At 69.8% G+C, this 12,283-nt stretch carries 11 protein-coding genes; 1 reads left to right on the plus strand and 10 read right to left on the minus strand.

Going from position 1 to position 12,283, the window contains the following annotated elements:
* Position 1: 1 nt before the first annotated feature.
* From nuoH to ACZ6JT_RS13180, 8 genes are read right to left on the minus strand one after another with little or no spacing between them, the layout of a single operon-like run.
* Positions 2-1,369 (minus strand): NADH-quinone oxidoreductase subunit NuoH, encoded by a 1,368-nt coding sequence (nuoH, locus tag ACZ6JT_RS13145; RefSeq protein ID WP_469209434.1) that lies wholly within the window; start codon positions 1,367-1,369, stop codon positions 2-4.
* Positions 1,366-3,870, minus strand: a complete 2,505-nt coding sequence (locus ACZ6JT_RS13150) for an NADH-quinone oxidoreductase subunit G (RefSeq protein ID WP_469209435.1) — start codon at positions 3,868-3,870, stop codon at positions 1,366-1,368. The genes nuoH and ACZ6JT_RS13150 overlap by 4 nt, the downstream gene beginning before the upstream one ends.
* Entirely contained in the window at positions 3,867-5,246 is a 1,380-nt protein-coding gene (gene nuoF / locus ACZ6JT_RS13155; protein ID WP_319722239.1) for an NADH-quinone oxidoreductase subunit NuoF, read from the minus strand. The genes ACZ6JT_RS13150 and nuoF overlap by 4 nt, the downstream gene beginning before the upstream one ends.
* Complete coding sequence (nuoE, locus tag ACZ6JT_RS13160; RefSeq protein ID WP_469209436.1) at positions 5,243-6,025, minus strand: NADH-quinone oxidoreductase subunit NuoE; 783 nt, start codon at positions 6,023-6,025, stop codon at positions 5,243-5,245. The genes nuoF and nuoE overlap by 4 nt, the downstream gene beginning before the upstream one ends.
* Positions 6,022-7,362, minus strand: a complete 1,341-nt coding sequence (locus tag ACZ6JT_RS13165; RefSeq protein ID WP_469209437.1) for an NADH-quinone oxidoreductase subunit D — start codon at positions 7,360-7,362, stop codon at positions 6,022-6,024. The genes nuoE and ACZ6JT_RS13165 overlap by 4 nt, the downstream gene beginning before the upstream one ends.
* A complete protein-coding gene (locus ACZ6JT_RS13170; protein WP_469209438.1) occupies positions 7,362-8,114 on the minus strand; it encodes an NADH-quinone oxidoreductase subunit C in 753 nt (250 codons plus the stop codon). The genes ACZ6JT_RS13165 and ACZ6JT_RS13170 overlap by 1 nt, the downstream gene beginning before the upstream one ends.
* Complete coding sequence (locus tag ACZ6JT_RS13175; protein WP_030162005.1) at positions 8,111-8,665, minus strand: NuoB/complex I 20 kDa subunit family protein; 555 nt, start codon at positions 8,663-8,665, stop codon at positions 8,111-8,113. The genes ACZ6JT_RS13170 and ACZ6JT_RS13175 overlap by 4 nt, the downstream gene beginning before the upstream one ends.
* A gap of 15 nt (positions 8,666-8,680) precedes the next feature.
* Positions 8,681-9,040, minus strand: a complete 360-nt coding sequence (locus tag ACZ6JT_RS13180; RefSeq protein ID WP_030010013.1) for an NADH-quinone oxidoreductase subunit A — start codon at positions 9,038-9,040, stop codon at positions 8,681-8,683.
* A gap of 779 nt (positions 9,041-9,819) precedes the next feature.
* On the opposite strand from ACZ6JT_RS13180, the gene ACZ6JT_RS13185 reads away from it, so the two are divergent.
* Positions 9,820-10,659: a C40 family peptidase gene (locus tag ACZ6JT_RS13185; protein ID WP_469209439.1), complete on the plus strand. Its 840-nt coding sequence runs from the start codon at positions 9,820-9,822 to the stop codon at positions 10,657-10,659.
* A 78-nt stretch (positions 10,660-10,737) separates the two neighbouring features.
* Here ACZ6JT_RS13185 and ACZ6JT_RS13190 read toward each other — a convergent pair whose 3' ends face one another.
* Both ACZ6JT_RS13190 and ACZ6JT_RS13195 read right to left on the minus strand, forming a co-directional pair.
* A complete protein-coding gene (locus tag ACZ6JT_RS13190) occupies positions 10,738-11,697 on the minus strand; it encodes a hypothetical protein (protein ID WP_469209440.1) in 960 nt (319 codons plus the stop codon).
* A gap of 23 nt (positions 11,698-11,720) precedes the next feature.
* Positions 11,721-12,131: a hypothetical protein gene (locus ACZ6JT_RS13195; RefSeq protein WP_469209441.1), complete on the minus strand. Its 411-nt coding sequence runs from the start codon at positions 12,129-12,131 to the stop codon at positions 11,721-11,723.
* Between the last annotated feature and the right edge of the window lie 152 nt (positions 12,132-12,283).

Raw genomic sequence — 12,283 nt, forward strand, 5'->3', positions numbered from 1 at the left:
CTCAAGCCTCCTCTCGGTCACTCTCAGTATTCGTCCCGCCACTGACAATCAGCTCCCGCTCGCCGCGCGGACGCCTGCGGGGTACGGGTGCCAGGTGCTGGCCGGGCTTGGGCGGTACGGGGAATCCGCCCGCCAGCGGGTCGAAGGGCGCGGCCTGGTCGACGGCCTCGGCGGCCTGCGCCTTCTCGCGCTTGTCACGGAAGACGTCCGCGACGAACGAGAGCAGCAGGATCGCCACGACTCCGCCGCCGACGTAGAGGACGATCTCGCTGAAGTCGTACGCCTCGTTGCGCAGCGCGCGGACGGTCGCGACCAGCATCAGCCAGACCACGGAGACCGGGATCAGCACCTTCCAGCCGAGCTTCATCAGCTGGTCGTAGCGCACGCGCGGCAGCGTGCCGCGCAGCCAGATGAAGAAGAAGAGCAGCAGCTGCACCTTGAGGACGAACCAGAGCATCGGCCACCAGCCGTGGTTCGCGCCCTCCCAGAAGGTGCTGATCGGGTACGGGGCCCGCCAGCCGCCCAGGAAGAGGGTGACCGAGACCGCCGAGACGGTGACCATGTTGACGTACTCGGCCAGCATGAACAGCGCGAACTTGATCGACGAGTACTCGGTGTTGAAGCCGCCGACGAGGTCGCCCTCGGACTCCGGCATGTCGAAGGGGGCGCGGTTCGTCTCGCCGACCATCGTGATGACGTAGATGATGAAGGACACCGGCAGCAGGACGATGAACCAGCGGTCCTGCTGCGCCTCGACGATCGCCGAGGTCGACATCGACCCGGAGTAGAGGAAGACCGAGGCGAAGGCCGCGCCCATCGCGATCTCGTAGGAGATCATCTGCGCGCAGGAGCGCAGTCCGCCGAGGAGCGGGTAGGTGGAGCCGGAGGACCAGCCCGCCAGCACGATGCCGTAGATGCCGACCGAGGCCACCGCGAGGATGTAGAGCATCGCGATGGGCAGGTCGGTCAGCTGCATGCTGGTGCGCTGCCCGAAGATGGAGACCTGGTCGTCCGCGGGCCCGAAGGGGATCACCGCGATGGCCATGAAGGCCGGGATCGCCGCGATGATCGGGGCCAGGACGTAGACCACCTTGTCGGCGCGCTTGACGATGAGGTCTTCCTTGAGCATCAGCTTCACGCCGTCGGCGAGCGACTGGAGCATGCCCCAGGGGCCGTGCCGGTTGGGGCCGATGCGCAGCTGCATCCAGGCGACGACCTTGCGCTCCCACACGATGGAGAAGAGCACGGTCACCATCAGGAAGGCGAAGCAGAACACCGCCTTGAGGACGACGAGCCACCAGACGTCCCGGCCGAAGAGGGACAGGTCCTCCGCGGCCAGTTGTACGAAGTCACCGTGTACGGCGTTCACGCGTCCACCTCCGCAGTGGTGTCGCCGGCGCCGGCCGGGGTCGCCGGGCCGATGCGTACGAGGCTGCCCGGGCGGGCGCCGGCGTCGGCGAGGACGCCGGAGCCGGTGGAGTTCAGCGGGAGCCAGACCACGCGGTCGGGCATCTCGGTGATCCGCAGCGGGAGTTCCACGGAGCCGGCCGGGCCGGTGACCGCGAGGACGTCGCCGTCCTTGACGCCCGTCTCGGCGGCCGTGGCGGCCGACAGCCGGGCGCTCGCCTCGTGCCGGGTGCCGGCCAGGGCCTCGTCGCCCTCCTGGAGCCGGCCCAGGTCGAGGAGGAGCCGGTGGCCCGCGAGGACCGCCTCGCCGACGCCCGGCCGGGGCAGCGGCGCGGTGTCCGCGGACTGTTCGGCGGCGCGTTCCCCGGTCCACGGGCCGAGCGCGTCGAGCTCCCGGCGTACGGCGTGCACGTCGGGCAGCGCGATCGGCCGGTCGGCGGCGTCGGCCAGCATGTGGAGCACGCGGGCGTCGGCCGGGGCGAGCCGGCGGGTCATCTGGTCGGGCTTGAGCGCCGCCTCGAACGGGCGGACCCTGCCCTCCCAGTTGATGAACGCGCCGGCCTTCTCGGCCACCGCGGCGACCGGGAGGACCACGTCCGCGTGGGCGGTGACCTCGCCGGGCCGCAGCTCCAGGGAGACCACGAACGCCTCCTGGAGGGCGATCCGCGCGCGGACCGGGTCCGGCAGGTCGCTCACCTCGACGCCCGCGACCAGCAGGGCCGACAGCTCGCGGGAGGCCGCGGCCTCGACGATCTGGCCGGTGTCGCGGCCGTAGCGGTGCGGCAGCTCGTCCAGGCCCCAGGCGGTGGCGACCTCGTCGCGGGCCCGCGGGTCGGTGGCCGGGCGGCCGCCCGGCAGCAGGGACGGCAGCGCGCCCGCCTCGACGGCGGCCCGCTCACCGGCCCGGCGCGGGATCCACACCAGCTGCGCGCCGGTCGCGGCGGCCGCCCGGACGGCGGCGGTCAGCGCACCGGGCACTCCGGCGAGCCGCTCCCCGACCACGATGACGGCGCCGGGCGCGCGCAGCGCGTCGGCGGCCGCGGCCCCGCCGGCCTCCAGACCGGTCCGGGAGGCCAGTGCGTCCAGCCACTCCGGCTCGGTGCCGGGGGCGGCGGCCAGCAGGGTGCCGCCCGCCTTCTCCAGGCCGCGGGTGGCGAACGGGGCGAGGGCGAAGGTCCGCTGCTTGTGCTTGCGGTGGGCCTTGCGCAGCCGCAGGAAGACGCCGGGGGCCTCCTCCTCCGCCTCGATGCCGACGAGGAGGACGGCCGGGGCCGCCTCCAGCGAGGCGTTGGTGACGCCCTTGCCGTCGAGGTCCCTGCCGGTGCCGGCGACGGTGGCGGCCAGGAAATCGGCCTCCTCCGCACTGTGCACGCGGGCCCGGAAGTCGATGTCGTTGGTGTCGAGCACGACCCGGGCGAACTTGGCGTACGCGTAGGCGTCCTCGACGGTGAGCCGGCCGCCGGTGAGCACCCCGGCCCGGCCGCGCGCGGCGGCGAGCCCGTCGGCCGCGGCCTCCAGGGCCTCGGGCCAGCCGGCCGGCTCCAGGACCCCGGCGGAGTTGCGGACCAGCGGGGTTTCCAGGCGGTCGCGCTGCTGGGCGTAGCGGAAGCCGAACCGCCCCTTGTCGCAGACCCACTCCTCGTTGACCTCGGGGTCCTCCGCGGCGAGGCGGCGCAGCACCTTGCCGCGGCGGTGGTCGGTACGGGTCGCGCAGCCGCCCGCGCAGTGCTCGCACACGCTCGGGGAGGAGACGAGGTCGAACGGGCGGGAGCGGAACCGGTACGCGGCCGAGGTGAGGGCGCCGACGGGGCAGATCTGGATGGTGTTGCCGGAGAAGTACGACTCGAAGGGGTCGCCCTCGCCGGTGCCGACCTGCTGGAGCGCGCCGCGTTCCAGCAGCTCGATCATCGGGTCGCCGGCGATCTCGTTGGAGAAGCGGGTGCAGCGGGCGCACAGCACGCAGCGCTCGCGGTCCAGCAGCACCTGCGTGGAGATCGGGACCGGCTTCTCGTAGGTGCGCTTCCTGCCCTCGAACCGCGATTCGGCGTTGCCGTGCGACATCGCCTGGTTCTGCAGCGGGCACTCGCCGCCCTTGTCGCAGACCGGGCAGTCCAGCGGGTGGTTGATGAGCAGCAGCTCCATCACCCCGCGCTGGGCCTTGTCGGCGACCTCGGAGGTCAGCTGGGTCTTGACGACCATGCCGTCGGTGCAGGTGATGGTGCAGGAGGCCATCGGCTTGCGCTGGCCCTCGACCTCGACGATGCACTGGCGGCAGGCGCCGGCCGGCGAGAGGAGGGGGTGGTCGCAGAACCGGGGGATCTCGATGCCGAGCTGTTCGGCGGCCCGGATGACGAGGGTGCCCTTGGGCACGGACAGTTCGGCACCGTCGATGGTCAGCGACACCAGGTCCGCGGGCGGAACGGCCGCGTCTCCTCCGGAGGCGGCCGTAGTGGTGACGGTCATGCGTTCACCTCCGTGTCGGCCCAGAGGGTCGACTTCCTGGGGTCGAAGGGGCAGCCCTTGCCCGTGATGTGCTGCTCGTACTCCTCGCGGAAGTACTTGAGCGAGGAGAAGATCGGGCTGGCCGCGCCGTCGCCGAGCGCGCAGAAGGACTTGCCGTTGATGTTGTCGGCGATGTCGTTCAGCTTGTCGAGGTCGGACATGACGCCCTTGCCGGCCTCGATGTCGCGCAGCAGCTGGACCAGCCAGTACGTGCCCTCGCGGCACGGCGTGCACTTGCCGCAGGACTCGTGGGCGTAGAACTCCGTCCACCGGGTCACGGCCCGCACCACGCAGGTGGTCTCGTCGAAGCACTGGAGCGCCTTGGTGCCGAGCATGGAGCCGGCCGCGCCGACACCCTCGTAGTCGAGCGGGACGTCGAGGTGCTCGTCGGTGAACATCGGGGTGGAGGAGCCGCCCGGGGTCCAGAACTTCAGCCGGTGCCCGGGCCGCATGCCGCCGCTCATGTCGAGGAGCTGGCGCAGGGTGATGCCGAGCGGGGCCTCGTACTGGCCGGGGCCGGCGACGTGCCCGGAGAGCGAGTACAGGGTGAAACCGGGGGACTTCTCGGTCCCCATCGACTTGAACCAGTCCTTGCCCTTGTTCAGGATCGCGGGAACCGAGGCGATGGACTCGACGTTGTTCACGACGGTGGGGCAGGCGTAGAGCCCCTCGACGGCAGGGAAGGGGGGACGCAGCCGGGGCTGACCGCGCCGGCCTTCGAGGGAGTCGAGCAGCGCCGTCTCCTCGCCGCAGATGTACGCGCCCGCGCCCGCGTGCACCGTGATGTCGAGGTCGAGCCCGCTCCCCAGGATGTCCTTGCCGAGGTAACCGGCCTCGTACGCCTCGCGCACCGCCTCGTGCAGGCGCCGCAGGACCGGCACCACCTCGCCGCGCAGGTAGATGAAGGCGTGCTGCGAGCGGATCGCGTAGCACGCGATGATCATTCCCTCGATGAGGGAGTGCGGGTTGGCGAAGAGGAGGGGGATGTCCTTGCAGGTCCCCGGCTCCGACTCGTCCGCGTTCACCACGAGGTAGTGCGGCTTCCCGTCGCCCTGCGGGATGAACTGCCACTTCATCCCGGTGGGGAAGCCGGCGCCGCCGCGTCCGCGCAGGCCCGAGTCCTTGACGTAGGCGATGAGGTCGTCCGGGGTCATCGCGAGCGCCTTGCGCAGGCCCTCGTAGCCCTCGTGGCGCCGGTAGGTCTCCAGCGTCCACGACTGCGGCTCGTCCCAGAAGGCCGACAGCACGGGCGCGAGGAGCTTCTCCGGGCTCGTGCCGCCGCCGGCCTCGGGCCGGGAGGTGCTGCCCCCATTGCTCAGTTCGGAGGACACGGTCATCCCTCCCCTCCCTCGGTGGTGGTGTCGCCACGGGTCTGGCCCTGCGCCTCGGACCTCGGGTGCACGATCGAGGCGTGCGGGGACTCGCCGCGGGCGATGCGCAGCCCGATCAGGGAGGCGGGACCGGCGCCGCCGGTCGCTTCGACCGCGCCCTCGCGCTCGTCCGGGAACCCGGCCAGGATCCGGGCGGTCTCCTTGTACGTGCACAGCGGCGCGCCCCGGGTCGGCGAGACCTCGCGGCCGGCCAGCAGGTCGTCCACCAGCGCCTTGGCGGACTCGGGGGTCTGGTTGTCGAAGAACTCCCAGTTGACCATCACCACGGGGGCGAAGTCGCAGGCCGCGTTGCACTCGATGTGTTCGAGGGTGACCTTGCCGTCGGGGGTGGTTTCGTTGTTGCCGACCCCGAGGTGCTCCTTGAGTTCCTCGAAGATCGCGTCGCCGCCCATCACCGCGCACAGCGTGTTCGTGCACACGCCGACCTGGTAGTCGCCCGAGGGCTTGCGCCGGTACATCGTGTAGAAGGTCGCGACGGCCGTGACCTCGGCGGTGGTCAGGCCCAGCACCTCGGCGCAGAAGCGGACTCCGGTGCGCGAGACGTGGCCCTCCTGCGCCTGGCACAGGTGCAGCAGCGGCAGCAGGGCCGAGCGGCTGTCGGGGTAGCGCGCGATCACCTCCTGCGCGTCCGCTTCGAGGCGCTCGCGTACCTCCGCCGGAAAGTCGGGGGCCGGCAGCTGGGGCATGCCCAGGGAGACCCCTTGGTTCTGAGGACTGGCGGTCATCGGTCGACGCCTCCCATCACGGGGTCGATGGAGGCGACGGCGACGATGACGTCGGCGACCTGGCCGCCCTCGCACATCGCGGCCATGGCCTGCAGGTTGGTGAAGGACGGGTCGCGGAAGTGGACCCGGTAGGGGCGGGTGCCGCCGTCGGAGACGACGTGTACGCCGAGCTCGCCCTTGGGCGATTCGACGGCCGCGTACGCCTGTCCGGCCGGTACCCGGAAGCCCTCGGTCACCAGCTTGAAGTGGTGGATGAGGGCCTCCATGGAGGTGCCCATGATGTTCCTGATGTGGTCGAGCGAGTTGCCGAGGCCGTCCGGGCCCATCGCCAGCTGCGCCGGCCAGGCGATCTTCTTGTCGGCGACCATCACCGGGCCCGGTTCCAGGCGCTCCAGGCACTGTTCGATGATCCGCAGCGACTGGCGCATCTCCTCCAGGCGGATCAGGAAGCGTCCGTAGGAGTCGCAGCTCTCGGTGGTCGGCACGTCGAACTCGTAGTTCTCGTAGCCGCAGTACGGTTCGGACTTGCGCAGGTCGTGCGGCAGGCCGGCGGAGCGCAGGATCGGGCCGGTGGCGCCGAGCGCCATGCAGCCGGTGAGGTCGAGGTAGCCGACGTCCTGCATGCGGGCCTTGAAGATGGGGTTGCCGGTGGCGAGCTTGTCGTATTCCGGCAGGTTCTTCTTCATCGTCTTGACGAACTCGCGCAGCTGGTCGACGGCGCCCGGGGGCAGGTCCTGCGCGAGGCCGCCGGGGCGGATGAACGCGTGGTTCATGCGCAGTCCGGTGATCAGCTCGAAGATGTCGAGGATCAGCTCGCGGTCGCGGAAGCCGTAGATCATGATCGTGGTCGCGCCCAGCTCCATGCCGCCGGTGGCGATGCACACCAGGTGGGAGGAGAGCCGGTTGAGCTCCATGAGCAGGACGCGGATGACGGTGGCGCGGTCCGGGATCTGGTCGGTGATGCCGAGCAGCTTCTCGACGCCGAGGCAGTACGCCGTCTCGTTGAAGAACGGCGTCAGGTAGTCCATGCGCGTCACGAAGGTGGTGCCCTGCGTCCAGTTCCGGTATTCGAGGTTCTTCTCGATGCCGGTGTGCAGGTAGCCGATGCCGCAGCGGGCCTCGGTGACCGTCTCGCCGTCGATCTCCAGGATCAGGCGGAGCACCCCGTGGGTGGAGGGGTGCTGCGGACCCATGTTGACGACGATCCGCTCGTCGTCGGCCCTGGCCGCGGACTGGACGATCTCGTCCCAGTCGCCGCCGGTGACGGTGTAGACGGTGCCCTCGGTCGTCTCGCGCGCGGATGCCCGGTCGGCGGAGGCGTGATTCGAAGTGGACATCAGCTGTACGACCTCCGCTGGTCGGGAGCCGGGATCTGGGCGCCCTTGTACTCGATGGGGATGCCGCCGAGCGGGTAGTCCTTGCGCTGCGGGAAGCCCTGCCAGTCGTCCGGCATCATGATCCGGGTGAGGGCCGGGTGCCCGTCGAAGACCAGGCCGAAGAAGTCGTACGTCTCGCGCTCGTGCCAGTCGTTGGTCGGGTAGACCGTGACGAGCGACGGGACGTGCGGGTCGCTGTCCGGGACGGACACCTCCAGCCGCACGATCCGGCCGTGGGTGAGCGAACGCAGGTGGTAGACGGCGTGCAGCTCGCGGCCCTTGTCCTGCGGGAAGTGCACCCCGGAGACGCCGGTGCAGAGCTCGAAGCGCAGGGCCGGGTCGTCACGCAGCGTGCGCGCCACCCGGACGAGGTGCTCGCGGGCGATGTGGAAGGTGAGCTCCCCCCGGTCGACCACCGTCTTCTCGATGGCGTTCTCGGGGAGCAGGTCCTGCTCCTCCAGTGCGCCTTCGAGCTCGTCGGCCACCTCGTCGAAGTAGGAGCCGTAGGGGCGGCTGGTCGCGCCGGGCAGGGCCACGGTGCGCACCAGGCCGCCGTAGCCGCTGGTGTCGCCGCCGTTCCTGGCGCCGAACATGCCCTTGCGGACGCCGATGACCTCGGGTCCCTGGTCGCGCGGCGCAGGGACGTTGCTGCCGTCGCCGTTGCCGCCGTTCTCGCCGGTGGTGCCGTTCTCCGGCTCATGGGTCTCGCTCACCGGAGCAGCCCCTTCATCTCGATGGTGGGGAGGGCCTTGAGGGCCGCCTCCTCCGCCTCACGTGCCGCCTCTTCCCGGTTCACGCCGAGCTTTCCGCCCTGGATCTTCTGGTGGAGCTTGAGGATCGCGTCCATCAGCATCTCGGGGCGCGGCGGGCAGCCGGGCAGGTAGATGTCCACCGGGACGATGTGGTCGACGCCCTGGACGATCGCGTAGTTGTTGAACATGCCGCCCGAAGAGGCGCAGACCCCCATGGAGATGACCCATTTCGGAGCGGGCATCTGGTCGTACACCTGCCGCAGCACCGGCGCCATCTTCTGGCTGACCCGGCCGGCCACGATCATCAGGTCGGCCTGGCGCGGGGAGCCGCGGAAGACCTCCATGCCGAAGCGGGCCAGGTCGTACCGGCCCGCTCCGGTGGTCATCATCTCGATGGCGCAGCAGGCCAGGCCGAAGGTCGCCGGGAAGACGGACGACTTGCGCACCCAGCCCGCGGCCTGTTCGACGGTGGTCAGCAGGAAGCCGCTCGGCAGCTTCTCTTCCAGTCCCATGGAAAACTCAGCCCCTCAGTCCCATTCCAGGCCGCCGCGGCGCCACACGTAGGCGTAGGCGACGAAGACGGTGAGCACGAAGAGCAGCATCTCGACGAGCCCGAAGATCCCCAGGGAGTCGAAGGTGACGGCCCAGGGGTAGAGGAAGACAACCTCGATGTCGAAGACGATGAAGAGCATCGCCGTCAGGTAGTACTTGATGGGGAAGCGGCCGCCGCCGGCCGGCATCGGTGTCGGCTCGATGCCGCACTCGTAAGCTTCGAGCTTCGCCCGGTTGTACCGTTTTGGGCCGATCAGCGTGGCCATGACCACGGAGAAGATCGCAAACCCTGCGCCGAGGGCGCCGAGCACGAGGATGGGTGCGTACGCATTCACGCTCCTCGCTCCTTCCAGTCGTCCTTGACCGTTGGACCGCCGCCGGCACCGCGTGCGCCGCCTCGCGAAGATCACGCTTCAATCGAGCGCTCGTATGTGAGGCAGTTCACAAGCCGGACTGGTGCGCATCTTATGCCCGCTCGTCTGTGATCTGCGACACGGGTTACAACACCGAGTTTGTGATCTCCACCACCTGACGAACGATCATGAAGCTCACCGAGTGGTGATCTTCGTACGTGAAGCATCCACATGATCACCAAAGGTGACATCCGACCCCGTTACCGCAGGTAGAGGGCGCGTAGCATTATCAAACGATGGCTAGTGCAGGCAAATTCGCACCAGGCGCGCGGGGGTGGTAAAGGGATCGGCGTCGCCCGGTCGAGGGAGCCGGTGCGTACGGAGGTGGACGCGGGGCAGACGAGGGGGGCGGAGGGCGCCCGAGCGCGTGCATCCGTTCACGAACCCCTCGGGCTCTTCACGGGAAGGTCACGGACGGGGTACGGCGTCCGCATCGCGTGACACTCCTGTGACCTGCGCCACTATGAATCCGTGCTTCCGAAAGAGGGCTTGGCCATCTGTGCGCGGGGATGGTAGGTCGTGGATCATTTCGGACTTATTTCAGAAACCCCATGATCACAGCCTTGTGAAGGCCTGTCCGTTTCGCCCGTTACGGCGTCAATAAGGAGCCGGACGCGCCCGGTTAGCGCCGTTCGCGCGCAACTGTGGCGCACCCCACGTTTCTTGAAGGGACCCCGGACGCCCTGATAGCGGTTGTCCTCATGTCCCACACCGCTCACATACCCAGCCACCGGAAGCCCCGTCGTAGCGCCTCGAAGCTCGCGGTCCGCGCCGGAGTTGCCGGTGGCGTCCTCAGCACCCTGGCCATGGCCGGCACCGCGAGCGCGTCGCCGTCCGAGCCCGTGGCCGAGACGACGCTCGAAATGCCGGTCCTCAAGCTGGATCTGGCCGCCGAGGTCGCCTCCGCCGTCACCACGGCAGCCGAGAACACCCGTCTCGCCGCCGTCGAGGGCGAACTGACCGCGCAGGAGGAGAGCGCCCGCACCGGCGCCGCCGCCGAGGCGAAGCAGGCCAAGGAAGAGGCCCAGAAGAAGGCCGACGAGGAGAAGAAGGAGAAGGAGGAGGCGGACCGCAAGGCCGCGGCCGAGCGCGCCACCCGCTCCTCCGCCCGTGCTTCCCTCAACAGCACCTCGGCCTCCGGCTCCGGCAGCTCGCAGGGCACCGGTACCGTCACCGCCCCGGCCACCGGCTCCGCCGCCGCGATCGTCAACTTCGCCCGCGCGCAGGTCGGCAAGGCGTACGTCATGGGCGGCACCGGCCCGTCCTCGTTCGACTGCTCCGGCCTCGTCCAGGCCGCCTACCGCCAGGCCGGGATCTCCCTGCCGCGCATGTCCCAGGCGCAGTCCTCGGCCGGCACCTCGGTGTCCCTGAACGCCCTTCAGCCGGGCGACATCCTCTTCTGGGGCTCCAAGGGCAACGCGTACCACGTCGCCATCTACGTCGGCGGCGGCAAGTTCGTCGGCGCGCAGAACCCCAGCACGGGCATCGTCGAGCGCAACCTGAGCTACGACAAGCCGACGGGCGCCGTCCGCGTCCTCTGATCCTCCGGATCGTCACCAGGGCACGAAAGGGCCGGTACTCCCCCGCTCGGGGGTGGAGTACCGGCCCTTCGGTCCGCCTCAGACCAGGCTCGCCGCCAGCTTGAAGCGTGCGTCGCGCTGCTTCTTGTAGAGCGCCAGCGTCTCGGCGTGCTCCTCGACGAGCCGCTCCTGGTAGGCCTTCTCGACCGCGGCCCAGATCCCTACGAGGTTCACCTCGCGCTTGCAGGCGACGTCGGCCTTGGCGGCCAGGACGGCCTTCGCGCCGCCCTTGTCGTCCTGCAGGCCCAGCTTCTCGATGACCTCGTACGGGGTGGCGACCCCGCCGTATCCCGATTTGTCCATGCATGCCGCCCAGTTCTTCAGCATGCTGACGACCCGGGAGTCCTGCCGGGACCGCTCGTGCGCCTCCGAGGCCAGCCCGAACGTGAAGAGCAGGTCCACGCTGTCCTTCGTCGGCGCGTACAGCTTCCGGTACCCCTCCCGCGCGCATCCGCCGGCCGGTACCTTCTGCCCGCCCGCCATCAGGCCGCTGTCCAGCTGCGCGGCCTCCTCCTCGGTGTTCGCGTCGGGGATCCTGCCGCCCTGGGCTCCCGGCTGTTCACCGTTCATCACGACGTAGGCGCTGTCGCTCAGCTGCGGCGCCGGGGGCTTGGCCGGCATCCCCTCCCCCGCGGACTTGTCGTACCCGTGGGCCGCCGCGTACACCGGATCGGCCAGGCCGAAGAGGTACCGGTGCCGGTCCTCGGCCGCCCCGCCGCCGGACGGCGCGGCCGCCTTCACCCCCTCGTACGTGAACCCGTACCGGGCCATGCACCGGGAGACCAGCATCTGCTGGACCTGGCCCATGCGGATCCGCTCGGCTTCGGTGTCCGTGTACGCGTCCATCGGGAAGGACAGCGCGGCCGTCGCCGGATTGGACTCGACGGGGCCGAGCTCCGGTTCGCCGCCCTGCGCACCGCCGGCGCCGGAGCATCCGGCCAGCGCCGTGGCCAGCAGGACGAGCGGGGCGACGAGACGCAGGCGCCGGGCGGTGCGCATAGCGCGGGACTCCTTCGTCCGGATCAGGGGTGGAGGGTGTAGGTGGCCGAGCTGATCTTGTTCTTGAAGGTGGCCGAGGCGTTGCCGGAGTAGTTCGACGGGACCTCGCCGACATTGCCGTCGATGTTCGCGTCCGTGGCGACCTTCCAGGCGTAGACGTCGCGGTTCCGGTACGACTCGGTGTTGTCGTTCACGAGGGCCCCGGCACCCGTGCACCCGCTCTTGAAGTAGTTGTCGTTGAAGTTCAGGTCCTCGCCGTACAGGTCAAAGACACAACCGGTCTGATTCTGGTAGTAGAAAAGACCGAACTCGTCGACCTCCAGATTTCCGTCCTTCCCCATGGCCGCGGCCTGTCCGGCCGTACCCAGGAGAATCGCGCACACCGATACGGCGGCGACGCCGCCCGTGGTCAGCGCGCGGAATGCCTTGTTCATGATCTGCCCCTCTGCAGGTGAAATGGTGACGTCGAGCCGGAACATGATCACGACTCTCCGTCGGCCGGGATTCAACAGGCCACGGCGCCCGAAAACCAAGTCCTTCTCACCTGATGGACAGTCATGTCTGGTTACTGTCCAGGAACTTGTGC

The sequence above is a fragment of the Streptomyces sp. NPDC046308 genome (assembly GCF_055588065.1).

Coding starts and splice junctions, on each gene's coding strand:
- nuoF (WP_319722239.1), bottom strand. CDS start 5,246: ATGACCGTGTCCTCCGAACTGAGCAATGGGGGCAGCACCTCCCGGCCC.
- ACZ6JT_RS13150 (WP_469209435.1), bottom strand. CDS start 3,870: ATGACCGTCACCACTACGGCCGCCTCCGGAGGAGACGCGGCCGTTCCG.
- ACZ6JT_RS13165 (WP_469209437.1), bottom strand. CDS start 7,362: ATGTCCACTTCGAATCACGCCTCCGCCGACCGGGCATCCGCGCGCGAG.
- nuoE (WP_469209436.1), bottom strand. CDS start 6,025: ATGACCGCCAGTCCTCAGAACCAAGGGGTCTCCCTGGGCATGCCCCAG.
- ACZ6JT_RS13185 (WP_469209439.1), top strand. CDS start 9,820: ATGTCCCACACCGCTCACATACCCAGCCACCGGAAGCCCCGTCGTAGC.
- ACZ6JT_RS13195 (WP_469209441.1), bottom strand. CDS start 12,131: ATGAACAAGGCATTCCGCGCGCTGACCACGGGCGGCGTCGCCGCCGTA.
- ACZ6JT_RS13175 (WP_030162005.1), bottom strand. CDS start 8,665: ATGGGACTGGAAGAGAAGCTGCCGAGCGGCTTCCTGCTGACCACCGTC.
- ACZ6JT_RS13190 (WP_469209440.1), bottom strand. CDS start 11,697: ATGCGCACCGCCCGGCGCCTGCGTCTCGTCGCCCCGCTCGTCCTGCTG.